Annotated in this window: 16 protein-coding genes and 1 pseudogene; 7 read left to right on the top strand and 10 right to left on the bottom strand. The window is 62.4% G+C overall.

Annotated features, from left to right (window positions below):
- Positions 1 to 61: 61 nt before the first annotated feature.
- Entirely contained in the window at positions 62 to 1,606 is a 1,545-nt protein-coding gene (locus ACMYR2_RS18140) for an acetolactate synthase large subunit (RefSeq protein ID WP_416193431.1), read from the bottom strand.
- 229 nt (positions 1,607 to 1,835) lie between these two features.
- On the opposite strand from ACMYR2_RS18140, the gene ACMYR2_RS18135 reads away from it, so the two are divergent.
- The 4 genes and pseudogenes from ACMYR2_RS18135 to ACMYR2_RS18120 form a co-directional block, all read left to right on the top strand.
- Positions 1,836 to 2,399: a L,D-transpeptidase gene (locus ACMYR2_RS18135; protein WP_347264812.1), complete on the top strand. Its 564-nt coding sequence runs from the start codon at positions 1,836 to 1,838 to the stop codon at positions 2,397 to 2,399.
- Positions 2,400 to 2,726: 327 nt separating this feature from the next.
- On the top strand, positions 2,727 to 2,927 hold the full coding sequence (locus ACMYR2_RS18130) for a hypothetical protein (RefSeq protein WP_416193430.1): 201 nt from the start codon (positions 2,727 to 2,729) through the stop codon (positions 2,925 to 2,927).
- 736 nt (positions 2,928 to 3,663) lie between these two features.
- Positions 3,664 to 4,089 carry a PadR family transcriptional regulator gene (locus tag ACMYR2_RS18125; protein WP_141383390.1) on the top strand — a complete coding sequence of 142 codons (426 nt, stop codon included), beginning with the start codon at positions 3,664 to 3,666 and terminating at the stop codon, positions 4,087 to 4,089.
- 136 nt (positions 4,090 to 4,225) lie between these two features.
- Positions 4,226 to 4,507 (top strand): annotated as a pseudogene (locus ACMYR2_RS18120) (transposase); the annotation flags it as partial.
- 607 nt (positions 4,508 to 5,114) lie between these two features.
- Here the strand turns inward: ACMYR2_RS18120 and ACMYR2_RS18115 are convergent.
- The 4 genes from ACMYR2_RS18115 to ACMYR2_RS18100 form a co-directional block, all read right to left on the bottom strand.
- Positions 5,115 to 5,933 carry a formate/nitrite transporter family protein gene (locus ACMYR2_RS18115; protein ID WP_347264810.1) on the bottom strand — a complete coding sequence of 273 codons (819 nt, stop codon included), beginning with the start codon at positions 5,931 to 5,933 and terminating at the stop codon, positions 5,115 to 5,117.
- 342 nt (positions 5,934 to 6,275) lie between these two features.
- Positions 6,276 to 9,524, bottom strand: coding sequence for a tetratricopeptide repeat protein (locus ACMYR2_RS18110; RefSeq protein WP_347264809.1), 3,249 nt, complete (start codon positions 9,522 to 9,524; stop codon positions 6,276 to 6,278).
- 633 nt (positions 9,525 to 10,157) lie between these two features.
- A complete protein-coding gene (locus ACMYR2_RS18105; protein ID WP_347263449.1) occupies positions 10,158 to 10,451 on the bottom strand; it encodes a hypothetical protein in 294 nt (97 codons plus the stop codon).
- A gap of 186 nt (positions 10,452 to 10,637) precedes the next feature.
- A complete protein-coding gene (locus ACMYR2_RS18100; RefSeq protein ID WP_416193429.1) occupies positions 10,638 to 11,264 on the bottom strand; it encodes a DUF2478 domain-containing protein in 627 nt (208 codons plus the stop codon).
- Between the two features lie 333 nt (positions 11,265 to 11,597).
- On the opposite strand from ACMYR2_RS18100, the gene ACMYR2_RS18095 reads away from it, so the two are divergent.
- Positions 11,598 to 12,584, top strand: coding sequence for a nitronate monooxygenase family protein (locus tag ACMYR2_RS18095; RefSeq protein ID WP_347263447.1), 987 nt, complete (start codon positions 11,598 to 11,600; stop codon positions 12,582 to 12,584).
- A gap of 31 nt (positions 12,585 to 12,615) precedes the next feature.
- On the opposite strand, the gene ACMYR2_RS18090 is transcribed toward ACMYR2_RS18095, so the two are convergent.
- From ACMYR2_RS18090 to ACMYR2_RS18070, 5 genes are all read right to left on the bottom strand, one after another.
- Positions 12,616 to 13,932: a DUF3422 domain-containing protein gene (locus ACMYR2_RS18090; protein ID WP_347263446.1), complete on the bottom strand. Its 1,317-nt coding sequence runs from the start codon at positions 13,930 to 13,932 to the stop codon at positions 12,616 to 12,618.
- A 147-nt stretch (positions 13,933 to 14,079) separates the two neighbouring features.
- Entirely contained in the window at positions 14,080 to 14,292 is a 213-nt protein-coding gene (locus tag ACMYR2_RS18085; RefSeq protein WP_347263445.1) for a SlyX family protein, read from the bottom strand.
- Positions 14,285 to 15,052, bottom strand: a complete 768-nt coding sequence (locus ACMYR2_RS18080; RefSeq protein ID WP_347263444.1) for a rhodanese-related sulfurtransferase — start codon at positions 15,050 to 15,052, stop codon at positions 14,285 to 14,287. The genes ACMYR2_RS18085 and ACMYR2_RS18080 overlap by 8 nt, the downstream gene beginning before the upstream one ends.
- A 151-nt stretch (positions 15,053 to 15,203) precedes the next feature.
- Positions 15,204 to 15,419: a CsbD family protein gene (locus ACMYR2_RS18075; protein ID WP_011316169.1), complete on the bottom strand. Its 216-nt coding sequence runs from the start codon at positions 15,417 to 15,419 to the stop codon at positions 15,204 to 15,206.
- Between the two features lie 203 nt (positions 15,420 to 15,622).
- Positions 15,623 to 17,719 (bottom strand): methyl-accepting chemotaxis protein, encoded by a 2,097-nt coding sequence (locus ACMYR2_RS18070; RefSeq protein WP_347263443.1) that lies wholly within the window; start codon positions 17,717 to 17,719, stop codon positions 15,623 to 15,625.
- 417 nt (positions 17,720 to 18,136) lie between these two features.
- Here ACMYR2_RS18070 and ACMYR2_RS18065 point away from each other — a divergent pair, with 417 nt between their 5' ends.
- Positions 18,137 to 20,419, top strand: a complete 2,283-nt coding sequence (locus ACMYR2_RS18065; RefSeq protein ID WP_347263442.1) for an acyl-CoA dehydrogenase — start codon at positions 18,137 to 18,139, stop codon at positions 20,417 to 20,419.
- Positions 20,419 to 21,702 (top strand): acetyl-CoA C-acetyltransferase, encoded by a 1,284-nt coding sequence (locus ACMYR2_RS18060; RefSeq protein ID WP_347263441.1) that lies wholly within the window; start codon positions 20,419 to 20,421, stop codon positions 21,700 to 21,702. Before ACMYR2_RS18065 ends, ACMYR2_RS18060 begins: the two co-directional genes overlap by 1 nt.
- Positions 21,703 to 21,705 lie beyond the last annotated feature (3 nt).

Raw genomic sequence — 21,705 nt, 5'->3', positions numbered from 1 at the left:
GAAGCGGCATCCACCTCGCTCGAAAACGCGATACTGTTTTCGGCGGTATCCCGCATCGCCGTCACATCTGGACTTCGATCAGGCGCGGCCCCTGCTCGGCCGTGGCTTCCGCAAGCGCCACGCTGAACTCATCGGCCGTGGTCACGGCGCGGCCCGGTACGCCCATGCCTTTGCCCAGCGCGACCCAGTCGAGCGCGGGACGGTCGAGGCTGAGCATGTCCATGGCTTTCGTGCCGGGCTCGCCCGCGCCAACACCGTCGAACTCGCCGCGCAAAATCTGATAGATGCGATTCGAGAAAACGACCGTAACGACATCGAGGCTTTCGCGGGCCTGCGTCCACAGTGATTGCAGCGTGTACATCGCGCTGCCGTCGCCGACCAGGCAGATCACCTTGCGGCCGGGACAAGCCACCGCGGCGCCGGTCGCCACCGGCGTCGAAAATCCGATCGAACCGCCCATGTTCTGCAGCCAGTCATGGGGCGCGGCGCAGGCGGTCGGCGGAAAGAAGCCACGGCCGGTCGAGATCGACTCGTCGACGACGACGGCGTTCTCGGGAATGGCCATCGCGATCGCCTGCGCGATGGAGGCGGAGTTGAGCGCACCGTTGGGCCAGGCCATCTGAATTGGCGGCTGCGGCTTCGCATCCTGCGCCCTGGCGCCGACAGCACCAGCCAATGCTTCCAGCGCGGCCATCGTATCTTCGCCCTTCGCCGTCATGCGATGCACCTCGCAGTCATCGGGCTTCAAGAGGCTCGGCTTGTCCGGATAAGCGAAGAAAGCGACGGGATCGCCTGCTTCAACCAGGATGATGTTGCTGAAGGTCTTCAGCGCGCGCAACGCCTGCTCGATCGGATAGGGGATGCGCTCCACGAAAAAGCGGCCGCGGCCGCGCGCCATGCGCGCGTTATAGGTCTCTGCCATCACCTTGCAGCCCGTCTTGCCGGCGATGCCGGCGGCCAGCGCCAGCCCCTTTTCGGTTAGCGTGCTCCCGCCGAGCAGAAGCAGGGTCTCGTCGCGGCTGCGCAGAACCTTCGCCGCGTCATCGATTGCCTGCGGTGAATAATCCGGGCGCTGCGACGCTCCGGCGACTTCGGCAACGCCATCGGCTTCGCTCCATGCGGCGTCGGCCGGCAATATCAGGGTTGCGATCTGTGGTGGCGAGCTTCTGGCCGCGGCGACGGCGGCCGCGCCGTCGCGAGCGACCGATCCCGAATCCGAAGACGTCCGGACCCAGGCCGACATCGGCCGGGCCAGCGCTTCGATATCCGAGGTCAGCGGCGCGTTGCATTCGATGTGGGGAATCGCATGCTGGCCAACGATATTGACGATGCCTGAGCTGGCCTTCCTGGCGTTGTGAAGATTGGCAAGGCCATTGGCGAGACCCGGTCCGAGATGAAGCAGGGTGCAGGCCGGCGTACCCTTCATACGGAAATAGCCGTCCGCCGCGCCGGTCACCACGCCTTCGAACAGTCCGAGCACACAGCGCATGCCTTCCACGCGGTCCAGCGCGGCGACAAAATGCATTTCTGATGTGCCGGGATTGGCGAAGCACGTATCCACGCCGCTTTTGATCAGCGTCCGGACCAGGCTTTCAGCGCCGTTCATTCTGTGCTCCGCTTCTCAATTCTCAGTGATCCCGCGATCGACATCGTTCCCGCCGCGTCCTTACCGGCGCTGCCTGTCACCACCGTGGCGCTCCGCGTGACTTTGGGCGGGAAAGCTGATGCTTTTTCGCAACGCCAGCGGGGAAGAAGCATCCCTGCACGGCCGCGGCTTGCGAAATCGGACGAATTATGGCCTCAATCACAGTCAAATCGATTGATGCGAGGAAATAATGACGCGCGTTTTGGCTTTCCTGATTGCCATCGCCTTTGTTTTCAATGTGAAGCCGGCTTTCGCCCAGTTCCTTGATACGGGCGACTTCATGAATTTTGGCTCCGGTTATACATCCGCAAGTCCGATCCCCCGGCAGCTTGTCTATTTCCAGAGCCGGTATGCGCCTGGAACCGTTGTCATCAGGACCGGCGAACGGAGGCTCTATCTCGTTCTCCCTGGTGGCCAGGCATTGAGATACGGGATCGGCGTTGGCCGCGACGGCTTCCGCTGGAGCGGCGTTCACCGAATCAGCGCCAAGAAGGAATGGCCGAGTTGGACGCCGCCCGCGCAGATGCTGCGCCGGCGTCCGGATCTGCCGCGCTTCATGAGAGGCGGCCTTGAAAACCCGCTCGGCGCGCGCGCCATGTATCTCGGCTCGACGCTCTATCGGATTCACGGCTCCAACGAGCCGGAGACGATCGGTCAGGCCGTGTCCTCCGGTTGTTTTCGCATGACCAACGATGACGTGGTGGACCTTTATAACCGCGTGTCGGTGGGCACGACGGTCGTTGTCAAGAACTAGCATTCTCGCTTCTGATCGAATTGGAAGCGGCGCGCCGGATTGTCGTTCTGGCGTATTTTCTTCACGTCTGGTTCGACGGCGTTGAATCGGAACTCGTTGCTCATATTTTGTTTGAGCATGATCTTTTCCGAGAACCGGTTTCTACTTCTCGGGATCATGCTCTAGCGGGGGTTTTTAATCGTTCCATCTCATTGGTGAATATCGGACTCGCTTTCCGAGGACGGAAGGCGCATACTTTTGCTTACCACCACGAGGGTTGTGGCTTCTAAACAGGGCTCCGGAGATCGCTGCTCGCGATCCGTCCCTTTTCAAACAGGGAGCAACGCCATGAGGGTGCAACGTGGTTTGCGTGAGCTAAAGTCCTTGAAAATTCGGTTGGCCGAATTTGCCGCAGGCGTCAACAAGGCGGCCGGCGAACCTTCTCCGAATGCTCGCAACGATGAAGCGTTGAGGAAGCGCCGTCTGTCAGACATCGCGGCCCATATCGATCGCTGGGCGAATTCTCCGGGATTGCAGACGCCGAAGTGAAGCTGATGCGCCGCGTTCAACGTCAAGCCTTCAACGTCAAGCCAATGTGCTTTTGAGTGCTTTTGACGTGGAGAATCGCGCGCAGGTGCTTGCCGGGCGGCATCCGGTCTTGGCGGCTTTCGCCCGGATGATGCGATGGTGGTCTCGTGTGCCTCAAGGCTCGTGTGCCTCAAGGCAAGGGAAGCAAAGAAAAAGCCATTCTCATTTCAAGAATGGCTTGAGGCGAGCCATGGAGATCAATCCAGCCCTGTGTACTGCCGTTACCTTGTTTGCAGCCATACCCTGCGACGATGCCCCATATCCGGTGATTCGTCTGTGACCTGATGAACACAGCCGGTTCCGGTTTTTTCAGAGCGGGCAGGTCATCGATCCTGCGGTGAGAACCTGCCGGTGCCTCTCGGCCCCCTCGGACTGCGCTCCGGAAAATCGCTCGACCGTCACCGGTTATCTCCCGTTCGACGTCGTCCTGTCGTCGCCCCAGGAGGCCGCATGCATGTGCGGCGGCACGGCCGACGAGTGCTGGAACCGGTACGAAACCGCCATTGCGCACAGGACGGCCAGATCGTTGTTGAGCGAGGTGGCGCACCCGGTTCGGGTAAGAAAAACGTGTCAAAACAACAATCTAGAGTTTTGCGTCCGATTCAGTCAGAAACCGTACGCTCTAGGAAATATGTCTTGCGTTACAGCATAATATGGGTTTCTTTCGAGCAAAGAGACATCTTCACGGAGAACAGAAATGACGGCTCCATCATCAAAAGGTGTGGCCGAAGGCGATCTGCGTCTCGTAGCGCTCTCACTTATTTCCGAGGCGCCCCGTCACGGCTACGACGTTATCCAGACGGTCGAGAAAATGACGGCTGACTGGTTTCTACCCAGCCCCAATGTCGTCCATCCGATGTTGGCCAAGCTCGTGGAAGAGCGTTGTCTGACAGCTTCTGCCGATCCTCCCCGGCTATTCAGCATTACCGACGAAGGCCGCGCCTATCTTGAGCAGCATCGCGAACGCGCCGATGCCGTCCTCAACCGGCTGAAGGCTCTCGGCGAACGCGTCACCCGCTGGCGCCAGGCTCTTGGAGTCGCGGAACGGCAGAAGGAGGCCGACGCGGATTCCACGGAAGGCCTGCTGGATGTCCTTGCCCGCGCAGCCATGCCGAGAAAGTAGCCTGCGCCAAACGCAAGGTGGCCGGCAGTTATCGCCGTTTCGGATCTCACGGTCGGTGAGACCCCTTGATTGTGTCCCGTGAACCGCCGCTCCTGGCATAAGAGTGAGCGTTAGCCGATTGCTTTGACTCTAGCCGGGTCGCGACAACCCGCGTGTCTGTGAAAGCTGTCTCTGGATTGCACGCGCCGGCTTACCGTGGCGCGATCTGCCGGCGGTGTTCGGCGAGTGAAACGGCGTTTTGCTCTGCTTCAGCCGACAAAGCCGCAGGGTGTATGGTGGCGTATCCCTACTGTGATGCCGGACGATCCCGACCTGGAGTGCCTGATTGTCGATTCTTCGATCATCCGCGCCAACAGCACGGAAAGAGCGGGGCATGGAGATCAAGTCTTCGGACGCGCGCGGTGGCCTGAGCGCTAAAGCATTATTGCTTCTGATTGAATCAGAAGCGAAGCTCTATGATGTTGATTTGACGCGTTTTCTTCACGCGAACCGGATTCCACGTCGCTCGAAAACGCTATAAAATCCGCATGGCTGCGCGGACTGAACTGTTCCGGCTCGCTCTACGCTCACCGCGGAGCAGAAGGGCACCGCACCGACGGCCAACGGCCTGATCGAGGAGTTGCGCTGCCCGACATTGTCGTCGCCGACGCGTCCTGGAGTTTTTCCGGCGAAGTGGATGACCTGTTCGCCGCAAGAAAATGCGACCGGACAATAACCTTCTGGCATGGTCCGATTCAACTTGATCGGATCATGATCGAGAGCTTCGCATCTGATGAAACCGGAAGCGAAGCTCTCGATTCTGTTCTTCGTGCAACCTCATGTCTATCCCCGGGTCTGGCCCGAGGATAGGTCTTGTTCGAAAACGCGAGAGAGTCTTGCGCAACTCAGGATCCGCATTCGAGGATCTTGAGTGAATGCTTTAGAGCGTTTTCAAGCGAAGTGGAACCCGGTTCGCGTGAAAAAAACGCGTCAAAACAATAGTCGGGACGTTCGCTTCTGATTCAATCATCAGAAGCGAAAGTGCTCTAGTCTTTCTGCAGCGTGTGCGTGAAGTACCACAGCGTGCCGTTGAGGACCATCGCTCCCAGAATATTGCCGATCGTGACCGGGATCTGATTCCACACCCACCACTCGTAGATGGACACGTTGGCGCCGGAGAGAATGGCAGTCGGGAAGAGCCACATGTTGACCACGGTGTGCTCGAAGCCCAGCGCAAAGAACATTCCGATCGGTATCCACATCAGAACGACCCGGCCCACGGTGCTGCGCGTCGCTTTGGACATCACGGACCCGAGACTGACCAGCCAGTTACAAAGGACGCCCTTGCCGATCGCGGCGCACCAGCCGATGAGACCGTAATGAATATACTCGATCTTGTGCTCGGCGGTGTGTGCGATGACTTGCAGCATCTTGTCCGGTTCGACGGCGCCACCCTTGGTGAGCGAGAACCACAGCAGCCAGCCGAAGAATATGCCTCCGAGCAGGTTGCCGCCGAGTGTCCAGAACCAGTTGCGAATGAGCTGAAGCGGAGTGATCGTCCCGGCGTACATGCCGATCGGCATCGTGGCGAAGCTGCCGGTCGCCATCTCCAGACCGAGGAAGCTCAGCGTGATGTAGCCCGCCGGGAAGACAAGTCCGGCGACCGCGAGCGGTATGCCGGCTGCGACCATGGCGAAGACGACGCTGGCGCCATAGGCCAGAAAGGGTGTGCACAAGAAGCCGCGGATGAGTAGGTGAATGGTGCCGTACTTGGCTTTTTTGGCGGCGTCCGCCGCGATCGCCGCGCCCATATCGGATGGCGGCACCGTTTCGATCACAACGCTGGCGTTCGCATAATCGGCCATTGCGTTCCCCCCTGCATTTGATTTTTCCGGTCGCCGCCGAGCAGGCGGTGCCGTTATCGCTCAAATGCATATCAGATATCTGAATATCGTGCAACGTCGAGACGAAGTGTCACACGCGAATCGAACTTGACGCGCGCGAAAAAATCATCGGGCTCTCATGCCCGCCGCGCGCAGCCGATCGCGAGCGCAACTGCAAGGCGCCGTGCTGCGGATATTCGTTACCTGGAGGAAGGCGAATCCTGAGCATGACCGATCCAGATGAATCGGATCATGTTCAAGAACATCATTATCCGGTCGCGTTTTCTCGCGGCGAACAGGTCATCCGCTTCGCCGGAAAATGCTCTACTCCGTCAAGGTCGAGATCTGTTCGGTGAACCAGTCCAGATCTTTTTTCCAGCCGGCATTCTCAGGTGCGCGCATGACGACGCGTTCCATGGCGGCCTGTCCCTGCCGCAACGCGGCCAGCGCGCTATTGTGATCGTTGGACCGGCGATACATCTCGGCCAGATGTCCCTGGCTCACGGCCACGCCGCGCTGCAGATCGACGTTGCCGGGGTCGGCAAGCGACAGCCGCTCCATGATCGCCAGCCCTTCGCGGAAGGACTTCTCGGCCGCTTCCAGATCGCCCTTCGATTCCAGCACCTCGCCGATACGGTCGTAAGATACTGTCAGGTCGCGCTGCCAGCCGACGTTGGATGGATCACGCTGCGCGAGCCGTTTTCTGATTTCGAGCCCTTCGCGGAAGGCTTTCAGCGCCTCGTCCACCTCGCCCTGTGCTTCCAGCACGTCGCCGATGCAATCGTGCGACACCGACAGGCTGCGCTGCCAGTTGATGTTATCGGGATCATTGCGCGCCAGCCGCTCTCTGATCGCGAGCCCCGCGCGATAGGATTTCAGCGCGTCGGGCAGATTGCCTTGCGCCATCTGCACGTCGCCGACTTTCTCGTGGGACACGGACAGATCGCGCTGCCAGCCGGTGTTGTTCGGATCGATCCGCGCCAGCTTCTCGGCGATCGCGAACTGATCCTGGAAGGCGCTCAGCGCATCGCCCATGTTGTCCTGCGCCATCAGCACGTCGCCGATGCGATCGTAGGACACAGCCAGACCGCGCTGCCAATCAACATTGTCGGGATCGGCATTCGCCAGGCGCTGCCGGATCGTCAGCCCCTCATGGAAGGCCTTCAATGCGTCGGGCAGACTGCTCTGCGCCACCAGCACATCGCCGATCTTGGCGTGCGACACCGACAGGTCGCGCTGCCAGCCGACATTCTCAGGCTCGGTGCGCGCCAGTTTCTGGGCGACCTCAAGTCCCGTGCGGTAGGATGTCAATGCGTCAGGCAGTTTGCCCTGCGTCACCAGCGCGTCGCCGATGCGATCATGGGAGATCGACAGGCTGCGCTGCCAGCTCGTGTTTTCCGGGTGCGCCTTCGCGACCCGCTCCTTGATCGTCAGTCCGTTGCGGAAGAATTCGAGAGCCTCCGGCAGCTTGCCCTGCGCCATCAGCACATCGCCGACGCGATCGTAGGCGAGTGTCCGCTCGCGTTGCCATTTGTTGTCGTCGGTGTCGGCACCGCGCGCCAGCCGCTCGCTGATCTCGAGCTGGCTCTGGAACGCTTCCAGCGCCCCCGGAAGATTGCCTTGCGCCATCAGCGCTTCGCCGGTCTTCTCATGGCACAGCGAGATCTCGCTCTGCAGGTCCGCGTTGTCGGGATCGCCGTTCGCCAGCCGCTCGACAACGGCGAGCTGCTTGCGGATCGAGTCCAGCGCCTCGTCCAGCTTGCCTTGCACCGCAAGCAGATCGCCGATCTTCTCGTAGGAGATCGACAGATCGTGCTGGAGCCCGGCATTGTCGGAATCCGTGCCCGTCAATTTCTCCCGGATCGCAAGTCCCTCACGGAACGACGTCAGCGCTTCAGGCAGCTTGCCCTGGGCCACCAGCACGTCGCCGACGCGATCGTGGGCAACCGACAGATTGCGCTGCCAGCCGGCATTGCCGGGCTCGTCGCGCAGCAACTCCCGGAACGTTTGTTCGACCGCGTTCAAAACAATCAGGCGAACATCGGAAGATACGTGCCGGCCCGCAGCATCGTCAAAACTGAAAAGCAGGCGCTCGGCCACGCGGGCGCGGACGGAGTGGTCCGGGTTCTGAAGCAGACGGCATATCTCGCGCGCCGCGCTTGCCGGAGTGCCGGTGGCCGGTGAGACGATCGCATCGGCGAGCGCGTATGTGGCGCCTTGCAGTTCCTTCTCGCCGAGCGATGGATCGCCATAGTGCCGGGCCGCGCGGACCTCATCCTTGCTTGCCAGCAGATGGACCATGGTTTCAGTCACCCGCAGCCGGTCGTCCGGCGCAAGCGTCAGAAGGTGATCCGCGATCAGCAGGTGCAGTTCGGGATTCGTAACGCGCAGCGCGGCAAGGCGCGAACGGGCGGCGGCGCGCGCCTGGGAATGGTTGAAATCCAGGAGCGCAAGGTCGCCGTGCTGGTGAATCTGGCCGCGGAACAGGTTGCGCAGCGTAGCAAAGCGTTTCTGGTCCCAGGCTTCGCCACCCACCTGCGGCAGCAACTGACGGAAGTCGCTCTCCCGCCATCCGGTCCGGCCCGCCGAAAGAAGGCCGATGAACGCCGCCGCGATCGCCGGGCTCAACAGCTGGGCCGCGCTATCGAATGTCGCGCGGCAGAGGAGCGGAATGTCGGCCGGCATCGCGCCGACCGCATCCAGCATCGCACTCCGCAGGCGCTCCTCGGAAGAGCCGGCATATTCGCGCCGCATGTCGGCGAGATCACTGCTATCGAGCAGTTCGAGTTCCTCCAGCGCCAGCAGCAGCCATAACGGATTGCCCCAGGCCGGCCCGCCCGCATGCTTCTTCGCGAGCAGCGCGTCGATCACCGGAGCAGCCAGCTTGCGCTCGTTACGCTTGCAGACCGCTTCGATGATGCCTTCCGCCTCGGACGACTCCAGCGGCGGCAGAGCCAGCGTTTCCACCCCGGAGCGCTCGGACAGCGCCTTGGAGGCGCCTCCGGCCAGGCCGGTCGCGACCAGCCGCGCATTGATCGGCCAGAGCCGCGGCAGCCAGGCCGTAAACTTCCCGCGCGAGGTCTTCTTGAACTGGTCGATCGCATCGATCAGGACAACCACGCGCCGTTTCGAAGCCATCCGCACCAGCAGCGAGGCGAAGGCCCGCTCGACGATCTCCGGATCGATATTGGCGGCGAGGTCGATATCGCCGGCGCCGAGGGCGCTGCCGAGCTCGGCGATCCAGCGGCGCAGCATGGCGTCGATCGAGGAAGCCTGCGGGGTCGCTTCGGCGGCATGCGCGAGAATGAAGGCGTCGGTTTCCTTCAGGCGGCGGAGAACCTCGCCGAACACGGCGCTCTTGCCCGAACCCGGATCGCCCGTGATGCAGATTCCCCATGGCGGGCCTTCTTTCGTGGGAGAAAGCTCCTTGGCGGGAGAGAGGCAGAGGTCGGTGACCCGCGAAAGCACCGACTGTCTGCCGACGAAGTCGCGGGCGCGATCGTCGGCAAAGCTCTGGAGCGCGTTGCGCTCCGCCTGCATCTCCTCGATCGTGCTGCTAACGGATACCGACATCGTGAAACCTCACTGAACAACTCGTTTATATCTATATCATCGTCGTGGAACCGGAAAAAACCGGCTAGAGCATTTTCCGGCGAAGTGGATACCGGTTCGCCGCAAGAAAATGCGTTAAAACAATAATCTAGAGCTTTGCTTCTGATTCAATCAGAAGCAAAAATGCTCTAGTCGCGACATCCGCCGCAAGACGTTCGCCGAATTCGCGCCGAAGCGTCGCACCGCCGGCGCAGAAGGTCTTGTTGGCACCTCGTGAAAAGCTTTCCGCACGGTCCGCATTCGAACGATCGCCGGGAGCATGCGTCGCGCGAAAGCGGTGGCCGCAGGACAGGTGTTCAAGTCCGGACCGGCAGCGCTCCCGCGTCTGTACGGGCTTGAAACCATGGCGTCAACGTGCGCAGCCAGGCTGGAAATAGGAACGGCGAAGGGAGAGGGCGTGGTTGCCGCGATCCCGCCAGCGGGCCGCGGGCAGGCCGGCCAGGAGCCGCTTTCGAGCCATGCGGGACGCATCATCGTGTTGGAATCATGCTGGAAGTCGGCAACGGCCGCGGATGCTGGATGCTATAGCGTTCTCGCGCGAAGTGGATGACCTGTTCGCGTGACGGAAACACATTAAACAGTAAAAGCGAAGCTCTAGACGTCGATGTTCCGTCCTCTGGTGATCGCCGCGTCCAGCAGTTTCTCCGCGTTCTCGACGGCCTGCCTGAAGATTTCCGCCTCGTCATCCAGCGGAAATCCGGTGATGGTCGAGTTCTTGAGATCGCGGATGCAATTGTCCCGCAGAGTCATGAGAGACCTGTCATCGAGGAGGTACCCGCTGAGGACATATCGGATCAGTTGGGCGGTGAAATTTTCGAAAACAAGCGTGATCATGCCCGCCTGGGCTGCGCTGCGAGTGGCATTCTGGAGGATCTGCTTGTCATCCATCGCGTCGTTTCATCTGTTTTGCGCTAGAGAATAATAATGAAGTGGTTGCGGATTTGTCTGGTACCGTTCGAAGCCATGGGAGCAGGCCGGCGGCGGCATGACGCCGTTCGTTATCCCCCGAACGGACGCCGGCCCAAAGACTAGCCTTTTCCAGTTCATCCAGCCAGCAGCCTTTATGCCGGTCGGTTATGCGCCCACCGGCGGGAGCCCCGGCTCGCACTGATCCTGAGTGCGCCGTTTGATCGCATTGCGGCACCAGGTCGTCATGGTGTCGATGTCGGGGCTCAAACGCGTGGCTGAATCTCCGGCGAATGCCAGGAAATCCGCGAGATTCTGCGAGGAAACGCCGATGATAACCGGAATATCGGCGATCAGGGCTTCGGCGATGACCGCGCGCAGTCCCCGGCCCTGGGCTTCTTCCCTGCCGAATTTGTTGATGATGAGCAGATCGACATGTTCGAGGACCGCGCGCTCGATCCAGGCGTCGATGCGCGCGAACGCATCCTGGTCGAGCCGGCATCCCCTCGCCTCGTTGCCGCGGTCCTGCGAGATCTTGACTTCATCGCCGCCCAGCAGATCCTTGACATACATATCGCATCGCCGCCGGCCTTCACGGTGCGGATTCGACTGGACGATGCCTCCGAGCCTGTAGCCTGACGTGGCAAGGTCGGCCGCGCATTGGGCCATGAGGGCATCCCTGACAAGGCCATCATCATAGGCCACGACCCCGATCGGATTCGTGCCGGGGTCGGACCCTGCGGAAATGTGGGGAGCACGGCGTTGCTCCATCGTTTCCTCTTCTGCGTCAGCCATGTCCTGAGTTCTTGCTCTTGATCGCTGTCCGGTTTTCGTCGTCGCTCATTTTCCGGCCCGCGGCCTTTACATCAGGCGCGGAGAAAGCCGCAGGTGCTGCTTCAGAGCGGCCTCACGATCAGCAATGGACGCTGCCTCATTGGCGACAGGCAGGTCGTGGAACAGTATGAGGAGCAAGTGAAACCGACCTATGGCGGCCTGTCAAGTGACCGCGCGATCGGCCGGCCATGGCATCAATCCGGAGCCGCCGAATCCCGCTTGCCGGATAGACCGCCGGGTGTGAGCATGCCGAAAGCGCGGCCATCGCCATCGCCATCGAATCGGGAGCTTTATGTGAAAACGGCCATTACGGAACTGTTCGGCATCGAGCATCCGATCATCCAGGGCGGCATGCATTATGTTGGCTTCGCGGAGCTGGCCGCCGCCGTCGCCAACGCGGGCGGGCTTGGAATCATCACCGCGTTGACCCAGAAGACGCCGGAATTGCTGGCGAAGGAAATCGCGCGCTGCCGGGACATGACAGGCAGGCCGTTCGGCGTGAACCTGACGTTTCTGCCCGCCTTCACCGCGCCGCCCTATCCTGAATATATCCGCGCGATCGTGGAAAGCGGCGTCAGGATCGTTGAAACGGCGGGCCGCAACCCGGAAGCCTACATGGCCGCGCTCAAGGCCGCCGGCATCAAGGTGATCCACAAATGCACCTCGGTGCGGCACGCGTTGAAAGCGGAACAGATCGGCTGTGATGCGGTCAGCGTCGACGGCTTCGAGTGCGGCGGTCATCCCGGCGAGGACGACATCCCCAACATGATCCTGCTGCCGCGCGCGGCCGACGAACTCAGGATTCCTTTCGTGGCGTCGGGCGGCATGGCGGATGCGCGCAGCCTGGTCGCCGCCCTGGCGCTCGGCGCCGATGGCATGAACATGGGCACCCGCTTCATCGCGACGAAGGAGGCGCCGGTGCATGATAATGTGAAGCAGGCGCTGGTCGCGGCCTCCGAACGCGACACTCGGCTGATCATGCGCGCGCTGCGCAACACCGAGCGCGTGCTGAACAACCGCAAGGTCGAGAGACTGATGGAGATCGAACGCGAGAAAGGCGAGAGCCTCAGGATCGACGACATCATCGAGCAGGTCGCCGGCGTCTATCCGCGGGTCATGATCGAAGGCGACGTGAATGCCGGCGCATGGAGCTGCGGCATGACGGCGGGTCTGATCCATGATGTGCCAAGCTGCAAGGAGCTGATCGAGCGCATCGTGAGCGGGGCGGAGCGCATCATCCGCCAGCGGCTGACAGGCCTGCTTGAGGGCAGGGCGGCGTAGCGCGGATACAGGAGCGAAATGCGCCGGAGGTTCAGCCGTCGTGGCCGATGTGCTTGTGGCGAATGCGGCGCACGATCGACCAGATCGTTAACGCCGCGACCGGAATGAAGGCCGCGGTCAGGTGGCCCGGCTTGATCGCGAGCGTTCCGGAATCGTGCAGCGCCTTGGCGATATAGCCGAACAGGCTGACGACGTAGTAGGTGATCGCCGCGACCGACAGTCCCTCGACCGTGGTCTGCAGCCGGAGTTGCATCCGGGTGCGGGCGTTCATCGATTTCAGGAGTTCCTGGTTCTGCTGCTCAAGCTCGACGTCGACGCGTGTTCGCAGCAGGTTGGCGGTGCGCGAGAGCTTGAGCGAGAGACTCTCCTGACGGGCCTCGGTGGTTACGCAGGTCCGCATCGCCGGCGCCATCCGCCGCGCCAGGAACGAACTCCACGTCGGCAGCCCGGCCACCTTCCGTTCGCCGACGGTGGCCAGCCGCTGCTGCACGATCTCATAATAGGCGCGGCTGGCGCCGAAGCGGAAGACGCTGGCCGCGGCGCCGGCCTCGACCTCGGCGGCCAGCGCCGTGAGTTCATCGAGCAGGTGGCGATTGTCCGCGAGATTGCGGTTAGAACGCATCTTGTCGGTCACTTCGGCGAGGCGCTGCTCGACCGCGCTGATCGAAGGCGAGAGCCGCTGCGCTTCGGGCAGCCCGAGCAAGGCGAGCGTGCGATAGGTCTCGATCTCGATCACGCGCTGCGTCAGCGCGCCGGCGCGGTCGGGATTGAGCTTGCGGTCGACGACCAGGATTCGCACGAAGCCGGACGGATCGGGCTGGAAGTCCGTGGCGTAGATCGCGGCGCCGTCATTGTTTTCGGCGAGCGCCAGGCTGGTTCGCTCGAACAGCCGCTCCGGCGGCTGGACGGCGGGCCCGTCGGCCAGCACATGCATGTCGATGGCGACGAGCAGCGGTCCGGGCTGCGGCACGAGCTGCATGGGGGTTGCGAGCGCGGCGGCTGGCGGGTGAAACGGAATGCCGCCCGCGGGAGACGGCAGCTCCCAGGTATAGGTCGTGAACTCGGAATGCTGCTCCCACCGCAGCGCGGTGGTGCCGAAGGCGACGCGATAGTGCCGTTCGGAGAAGGTCGGCACGGGAAGGCCGCGCGCCTCGCAGAACTTCGCGAGGTTGACGCGGTCGGCGTGCCCGCGCTCGCCGGCGGTATCGAACGCGAAATGCAGGATCCGGGCTGGGACGGTCAGCGCCGTGAAAGGCCGCGCATGGAGTTCGCCCAGGATCGCGTTGCGGAGCGGATGCGGAGCAAGCCGGGCGGCCTCTGCGTCCCCAATCGAGACTTCCGCGCTCATGCGATCCTTGTCCTGCGTGCGTCGCTTTGACTGTTGACGGCGGCGTAAGCAACGACCGCGGCGGCGATGCGTGGTAGTTGCGCCCTCTGATAAGCCCAGAACGGCTGCCGATCAACGGCGATACGGGAGAAAACGGTTGCGTCCGCTTCAATAATGCGGTGGCGGCTCATTGGAAGGGGCAGGTCGCGCGGCTTCAGCCTCCCGCAGGCGCTCGCCCAGTTCGGCGATCTGTCGTATCAGCGTGTCGATCTGCTTCCACTGCGTGGTGACGACCTGGTTCAGCGTCTCGATAGCTTCTTCCTGATACGTCGCGCGCATCTCGAGCGCCTCGATGCGGTCCGCGAAAGTCTCGTCAGTCATCGCGCGGCGCTCCGTCCATCATCCGGCCCGCCGGCCGGGATTGCTTCAATCCGTGACTGAGAGCGATTCTGTCGTCGAATACAAAACATTCGCCTCGCCAGCGACTCTCACTTTCAGGAATCTTTTCAAGATACTTCAGAATGCCGCCCTTGAGATGGTAGACGTCCTTGAATCCGCGCGACAGCAGATAGGAGCTTGCCTTCTCGCAACGAATCCCGCCCGTGCAATACATCGCGATCCGGCGGTGCTTTCGATGATCGAGTTCTTGCGCGGCGAAATCCTTGAATTGCCCGAAACAGGCGAGTTGCGGATCGATCGCGCCTTCGAAGCTGCCCATGGCAACCTCGAAGTCGTTGCGGACATCGAGGAGAAGCGTGCCGGGCGCGGCGATCAGTTCATTCCAGTCCTGAGGGTCGACATAGATGCCGACCGCGCGGGTCGGATCGGTCGCGGGATCACCCAGCGTCACGATCTCCTTCTTCAGCCGGACCTTGAGCCGGGCAAACGGCATCGTCGAGGCGGGAGAAAATTTCAGCTCGAGATTATTCAGCCGGCCGGAGAACAGCGCGCCGTTCTGTAGTTCCGATATCAGCGCATCGATCGCGGCGGGCGTTCCGGCGACGGTGCCGTTGATGCCCTCGGCGGCGAGCAGGATCGAGCCCTTGATGGCGTGTGCCGCGCACAGCCCGCGCAGCGGCTCGCGCAACGCACGAAAATCCGGCAGCGGCGTGAACTGATGCAAAGCGGCGACCTTGAGCATGAAGCGTCTTAGCAGCCCGCGTCGCGTCGCGAAACCCGTTCAGTTTAATAGGGACCGGATGTGTTGTCTTTATCTTCGCCGCACGGCAGAGCCGGCCCACAAGGAGCCGGCCCATTCACATCCGAACGTGATTACATGTTTTGTTTGGCAATCAGAGATTCTTGTTGATGGTGGCGGCCGCTTTGTCGGCGGCGTCCTTGGTCGCCTGCTTGGCGTCGCCGAGCGCGTTCTGGCCCTTGCCTTTCAGTTCCTGAATCGCGCCTTCGCCCTGAAGCTTCTCCGAACCGGTGGCTTCGCCGATAACCTGTTTGGCCTTGCCGATTGCTTCGTTGGCGGTGCCCTTGATCTTGTCGGTCGTGGAACCCATCAGTCTTTCTCCTTAACGTCAGTCTGCATTGACCTAACGTGCGGCGCGTTGAAGGGTTCCCGCGCGCAAAATGCTGGTGGCGTTCCGTATTCAATCCGGGAAAGATTGCGAAGAGAACGTTCATGAGCGGATCGGCCAACCCGCTCATGATTCACGTTAGCATCAAGATGCCACGGACCGCGAAGGCCCTGCGCCGCCGGATGTCAGGCGGCTCTGACCGTTGCGAGAAATTTCTCGACTTCCTGCTTGAGGCGGTCGGTGTCTCCGGCCAGGGACTTCGCCGCGGCGAGCGCCTGCGTGGAGGCGCTGCCTGTCACGGAAGCTCCGTTGCTGACCTCGATAATGTTGGAGGACACTTCCGAGGTCCCTGCCGCGGCCTGCTGGACGTTGCGGGATATTTCCTGAGTGGCGGACGCCTGCTCCTCGACGGCCGAAGCGATCGTGGCGGAGATCTCCGCGATCCTGCCGATGACGATGCCGATCTCCTTCACGTTATCGACGGAATCGTCGGTCGCCGACTGGATGCTTGTAATCTGCTGGCCGATTTCAGCGGTGGCTTTCGCGGTCTGCTCGGCCAGCGCCTTCACCTCGGACGCGACGACCGCAAAGCCGCGGCCGGCTTCACCTGCGCGAGCGGCCTCGATGGTTGCATTGAGGGCCAGGAGATTGGTCTGGCTCGCGATGGTATTGATCAGTTCGACGACGTCTCCGATCTTCGCCGATGCCTGCGACAGCGAATTGATGCGCAGGTCGGCGCGATGGGCCTTCTGCGCCGCGTCGCTTGCGATCCTCGATGCTTCCTGCACTTGCCGGCTGATTTCGTTCACGGAAGCCGCCATTTCCTCGCTTGCTGAAGCCACGGACTGAACGTTGACCGTGGCTTCCTCGGAAGCCGCCGCCACGGCGGACGACAGCTGGTGGGTTTGCTCGGCCGTCTGGGTCAGGGAGGTCGCCGAATCTTCGAGCTGGGTCGCCGCCGAGGATACGGTCTGGATCACCGCGCCGACCGCCGCTTCGAAACCGTCGGCCAGCCGGTGCATGTCCGCCTTGCGCTGCTGCGCGGCCAACTGATCCTGCTTCATTTTCGCTTCCGCTTCATCGCGCGCCTTCTGCTCGGCCTTGATCTTGAAGGTTTCGACCGCGCGCGCCATGTCGCCCATTTCATCCTTGCGCTCCAGTCCGGGCAGGACGACGGCGAAGTTGCCTTTTGCGAGTTCACCCATGGCGGCCGTCAGCGCCGCCATCGGCCGCAGGATGCGCGAGAACGCGATCCAGAAGCTGATAAGGGCGAGAACGATACAGCCCAGCAATATCAGTGCGGCGCTGAGCAGTTGGGACCGGCTGTCCGCGGCTACCCTGGCCGCGTCCTGGTCGGCCGCTTCCCCCACTGCATCGGCCAGCCGGAGTATCGAATTGATCGCGGTCGTCGCCTGCGCGACATAGTCGCTGCCGCTGATTTTGTATTCACCTGTCTCGGATGCGGCGAACACGGCGTCGCGAGTCTGGCCGTAGCGCTGGAAATAATCCTTTTCGACGCCAGAGATTGCATCCGCGACTTTTGCCGGCAGGTCGGCGCGCATCCGGATCGGCGAGATGGTTTCCCATGCCAGTTCCACGTTTCCGCGGAAACGCGCGATGGTCCGCAAGCTGCTTGTGGAAATCCCGGCGCGGGAGCTGACAATTCCTCCGAAGAGCGCGCGCTCCCTTCCGGCGTTCTCCGCCATCTGCGCGGTCAGATGACGCAAGCTGACCAGTTGCGTCAAAGTCGCGGTGGGCGGACGCGTCAGCGTTTCCAGCGTGAGCCGCAGCGTGTTGCCGGAAACCTCGATCAACTTCGTGATGGTCGGCGCGAAGCTCTCCACGACCTCCGGGCTCCGTTCCGATCCCCGCCTGGCGAGATTCTCGTCGAGGCGCGTGCGAAACCCGACGAACGCCTGAAAAGCACTCTCGGCCTCAGAGATCCGGGATTCCGCGGATTTCATCGCCGGATGCTCGCGCAGAAGCCGGGCAGCCTCGGAAAATGCGCGATCGGCGGTTTGCCGTGCTTCAAGAATCTGAGGGCGACGTTCAGCGGGCATGGCATCGGGCGACATGAGCGGCGCGTTGGTCAATCCGCGCTCCACCGCCCATTGTCCCGCGCTTCGCAGCAGCAATTGCGAGATGTGGTTCACTTCGAGAAATGCTTCGGATTGCTGGCGCTGTTCGTATGCTTGATAGGCCATGATTCCGGCGGAAAGGGCGCCTATCATGACAAGTGCGGAGACGATCGCGGGCAATATAACGCTTATCTTCGCCTTCATTATTCGGATCCTTCCGATGCAGGTAAAACTGCCGATCAACCGTTCTCTGTTGATCGAGAGCCAGTCATTGATTTGGTCTCTCGTTAAGATGAGTCAGGACGCCGTGCTTTGATGCGCGGCGGGGTGGCGAGAAGGCCTCGCGGGCGCGAACATATGAATCGTTCGAATCTGCGGTATCTTCGGAGGACAGGATTAAAATTTTACCAATAAAGGCGAGCAGCCGTCGTCTCGCAACCAGGCCTTGCGCTCGGACCCCCGGGCTCCGCGGGGCATTTTTCGTTCAATTTTAGATGAAACATGAAATGAAGCCGGCCTTTCCCTATTCTAAAGATATTCCCCTTATGGGTGTAGGATCATTGCCTGTAGCAATCCCGAACCGCTCGACGGCGTCGATTACCCGAACAAGAGGACATTGCGATGAGTTTTCGCCGTGACGTGATCTCCAAGCTGATCTTCTCCTGGGCGCGCCGTGTGTTGCCCTCGATGTCCGATACCGAGCGCGAGGCGCTGGAAGCGGGGGACGTCTGGTGGGATGCCGATCTGTTCACCGGCAATCCGGACTGGTCGAAGCTCCTCGATACCCCGCCGGCGACGTTGACGGCGGACGAGCAGGCATTTCTCGACGGGCCCGTGGACGAACTGTGCGCCATGCTCGACGAATGGAAAATCAACTGGGAATGCCGCGATCTGCCGCCGGAAGTCTGGGATTTCATCAAGCAGAAAAAATTCTTCGGCATGATCATTCCGACCGAGCATGGCGGCCTCGGATTTTCGCCTTATGCGCATTCGGAAGTCGTGCGGAAGATTTCATCGCGTTCGCTGGTCGCCGCGGTCACGGTGATGGTGCCGAACTCCCTCGGCCCCGGCGAACTGCTGATGCGTTTCGGCACCAGGGATCAACAGAACAAATGGCTGCCGCGCCTGGCCGACGGACGCGACGTGCCGTGCTTCGGTCTCACCAGCCCGGAAGCCGGCTCCGACGCGGCGGCGATGACCGATACCGGCATCATCTGCAAAGGTATGTACGAGGGCCGCGAGGTGCTCGGGCTCAGGCTCAACTGGCACAAGCGTTACATCACGCTGGGGCCGGTGGCGACGCTGCTCGGCCTCGCTTTCAAGGCCTTTGATCCGGATCATCTGATCGGCACGCAGGAGGACCTCGGCATCAGCGTGGCGTTGATCCCGACCGATCTGCCGGGGGTGTCGATCGGCCGTCGCCATCTGCCGGCGATGCAGGTCTTCCAGAACGGTCCGAACTGGGGAAAAGACGTTTTCATCCCGCTCGACTATGTCATCGGCGGCAAGGAGCGCCTGGGGCAGGGCTGGAAGATGCTGATGACGGCGCTGGCCGCCGGACGCGGCATCTCGCTGCCCTCGTTGTCGGCCGCGGGCGCGGCGTTTGCCGCGCGCACCACCGGCGCTTATGCGCGCATCCGCGAACAGTTCGGCATTCCGATCGGGAAGTTCGAGGGCGTCGAGGAGCCGCTCGCCCGGATCGCCGCCACAGCCTATCTGATCGATGCGGCGCGGCGGCTGACCTGCGCCGCGCTCAATGAGGGCCACCATCCCGCGGTCATCTCGGGCATCATGAAGCTGCACGCCACCGAGCGGCTGCGCACCGTGATCGACGATGCGATGGATATCCATGGCGGCAAGGCGGTGATCGACGGGCCCCAGAATTATCTTGGCAACCTCTATCGGGGGGTGCCGGTCTCGATCACCGTGGAAGGCGCCAACATCCTGACGCGCAATCTCATCATCTTCGGGCAGGGTGCGATCCGGGCGCATCCCTATTTGCTGCATGAGATGATTGCGCTCGGCGACACGGACAAGGCCCGGGGTCTCGATACCTTTGACAAGACCTTCTGGGAGCACATCGTCCACAGCTTCAGGACGCTGTCCCGCGCCTGGGGACGAAGCTGGAGCGGCGGGGCCTTCGCGCCCGCGCCGGATGATGCCGGCGCGGTGACCGGATTCTATCGTCAGCTCTCGCGCTATTCGGCGGCTTTCGCCCTGTGCGCCGACATGGCGCTGCTGACGCTCGGCGGCAAGTTGAAGCGCAAGGAAATGCTGTCCGCACGTTTCGGCGACATTCTTTCCGAACTGTATCTCCTGTCGGCGGTGCTCAAGCGCTGGCACGAGGAGGGTCGTCAGGAGGCCGATCTCGCTTTGGTCGAATGGTGCATGGTGACCGGTTTCCGCACCATCGAGCAGCGGTTCGCCGACATCCTGGCGAACCTGCCGAACCGCGTTGTCGCCATCCTGCTCAAATTCATGATCCAGCCGCTCGGCGCGCAGGCGCGTGGTCCGAGCGACAAGGTCATCCATGCCTGCGCCCAACTGGTGCTGGAGCCCTCCGTCGCGCGCGATCGGCTGACGCAGGGGCTGTCGAATGTCGATGATGACGGCGGGCCGGCCCGGCTGGAAAAGGCGTTCCTGCTGGTGACCGCCGCCGAGGGCGTGTTCAAGCGGATGCGCGGAGCGCGCCTGCGCGATGCGGATGCCGCCGTCAGGCAACGCGTCATCACCCCGGCCGAAGCCGAGCAGTACAAGGCGGCGCAAGAGGCGGTGGCCCGGGTCATCGAGGTCGACGACTTCGCGCCGGAAGCGCTGTCACCCCAGAAAAAGCCCGTCGGCGTGCAGGTCGTGCAGGAGCAGGCCGAGGTGCTGGAGCCGGCAGAGACAAGGGCGGCAGGCTGATGGCGCGCCCGGTCTATATCATCGACGGCAGCCGGACCCCGTTCCTGAAGGCGCGCGGCGGGCCGGGACCGTTCACGCCGGTCGATCTGGCGGTGCAATGCGGGCGGCCGTTGTTGGCGCGCCAGCCGTTCGCGCCCGATGCGTTCGATCAGGTCATCCTCGGTTGCGTCAACGTCATCGCCGATGAGATGAATCCGGCCCGCGTCGCCGCATTGCGGCTGGGCATGGGCGAGGCGATGGTGGCGTTCACGGTGCAGATCAACTGCGGCTCTGGCATGCAGTCGATGGACACCGGCTACCGATACATCCGCGACGGCGACGCCAACCTGATTCTGACCGGCGGCGCGGAGGCGCTGAGCCATGCGCCGCTGGTGTGGCCGCAGCAGGGCGTGCGCTGGTTCGCCGGCGTCGCAGCCGCCAAGGGCATAGTCGAGAAAGTAAAGGCGATCGCCAGGGCGCGGCCGCCCTACTTCAAGCCGGTCATCGGACTTGAGCGCGGACTGACCGACCCGATCACCGAACTCAACATGGGCCAGACCGCCGAAGTGGTCGGCCATCTTTTCGGCATCACGCGGCAGCAGTCCGACGCCTACGCCGTCGAGAGCCACAAGCGTCTGGCGAAGGCGCAGGCCGAAGGCTGGTTGAAAGGTGAGTTGGAAACCGCTTTCGCTCGCGATGGCAGATTCTACGATCACGACGACGGCGTACGACCTGATTCCTCGATGGAATCGCTGGCGAAGCTGAAGCCGGTGTTCGAGCGGCCGTGGGGCCAGGTCACCGCCGGCAATTCGTCGCAGATCACCGACGGCGCCTGCTGGACGATTCTCGCATCAGAAGACGCCGTCATCAAACACGGCCTTGAGCCGAAGGCGATGATCATCGACAGTCAGTGGTCGGGGCTCGATCCCTCTGTCATGGGGCTGGGGCCGGTGCTGTCGGCGACCGAACTGTTGAAGCGCAACAAGCTGTCGCTGCAGGATATCGAGACCTGGGAGCTCAATGAAGCATTCGCGACGCAGGTGCTCGGCTGCCTCGCCGCGTGGGAGGATGAAAAATTCTGCCGCGAGGTACTCGGGCTCGAAGGGGCCGCCGGCGCGATCGATCGCGCCAGACTCAATGTCGATGGCGGCGCGGTCAGCCTCGGTCACCCCGTCGGCACGTCGGGCAACCGCATCGTGCTGCACCTTGTCAATGCCATGAAGCGGCTCGGCACCAGGCGCGGGATTGCCACCGAGTGCATCGGCGGCGGGCTGGGCGGCGCCATGCTGGTCGAGATGGTATGAGGG

This window comes from Nitrobacter sp. TKz-YC01, from assembly GCF_047824785.1.
Lineage (GTDB): Bacteria > Pseudomonadota > Alphaproteobacteria > Rhizobiales > Xanthobacteraceae > Nitrobacter.
Note: the sequence above shows the minus strand (reverse complement) of the source record. Positions and strands in the feature narration are given on the sequence as shown.

What these genes read in the sequence shown, in the direction of transcription:
- ACMYR2_RS18140 (WP_416193431.1), bottom strand. Translation starts at nt 1,606, where the DNA reads ATGAACGGCGCTGAAAGCCTGGTCCGGACGCTGATCAAAAGCGGCGTG.
- ACMYR2_RS18135 (WP_347264812.1), top strand. Translation starts at nt 1,836, where the DNA reads ATGACGCGCGTTTTGGCTTTCCTGATTGCCATCGCCTTTGTTTTCAAT.
- ACMYR2_RS18130 (WP_416193430.1), top strand. Translation starts at nt 2,727, where the DNA reads ATGAGGGTGCAACGTGGTTTGCGTGAGCTAAAGTCCTTGAAAATTCGG.
- ACMYR2_RS18125 (WP_141383390.1), top strand. Translation starts at nt 3,664, where the DNA reads ATGACGGCTCCATCATCAAAAGGTGTGGCCGAAGGCGATCTGCGTCTC.
- ACMYR2_RS18115 (WP_347264810.1), bottom strand. Translation starts at nt 5,933, where the DNA reads ATGGCCGATTATGCGAACGCCAGCGTTGTGATCGAAACGGTGCCGCCA.
- ACMYR2_RS18110 (WP_347264809.1), bottom strand. Translation starts at nt 9,524, where the DNA reads ATGTCGGTATCCGTTAGCAGCACGATCGAGGAGATGCAGGCGGAGCGC.
- ACMYR2_RS18105 (WP_347263449.1), bottom strand. Translation starts at nt 10,451, where the DNA reads ATGGATGACAAGCAGATCCTCCAGAATGCCACTCGCAGCGCAGCCCAG.
- ACMYR2_RS18100 (WP_416193429.1), bottom strand. Translation starts at nt 11,264, where the DNA reads ATGGCTGACGCAGAAGAGGAAACGATGGAGCAACGCCGTGCTCCCCAC.
- ACMYR2_RS18090 (WP_347263446.1), bottom strand. Translation starts at nt 13,932, where the DNA reads ATGAGCGCGGAAGTCTCGATTGGGGACGCAGAGGCCGCCCGGCTTGCT.
- ACMYR2_RS18085 (WP_347263445.1), bottom strand. Translation starts at nt 14,292, where the DNA reads ATGACTGACGAGACTTTCGCGGACCGCATCGAGGCGCTCGAGATGCGC.
- ACMYR2_RS18080 (WP_347263444.1), bottom strand. Translation starts at nt 15,052, where the DNA reads ATGCTCAAGGTCGCCGCTTTGCATCAGTTCACGCCGCTGCCGGATTTT.
- ACMYR2_RS18075 (WP_011316169.1), bottom strand. Translation starts at nt 15,419, where the DNA reads ATGGGTTCCACGACCGACAAGATCAAGGGCACCGCCAACGAAGCAATC.
- ACMYR2_RS18070 (WP_347263443.1), bottom strand. Translation starts at nt 17,719, where the DNA reads ATGAAGGCGAAGATAAGCGTTATATTGCCCGCGATCGTCTCCGCACTT.
- ACMYR2_RS18065 (WP_347263442.1), top strand. Translation starts at nt 18,137, where the DNA reads ATGAGTTTTCGCCGTGACGTGATCTCCAAGCTGATCTTCTCCTGGGCG.
- ACMYR2_RS18060 (WP_347263441.1), top strand. Translation starts at nt 20,419, where the DNA reads ATGGCGCGCCCGGTCTATATCATCGACGGCAGCCGGACCCCGTTCCTG.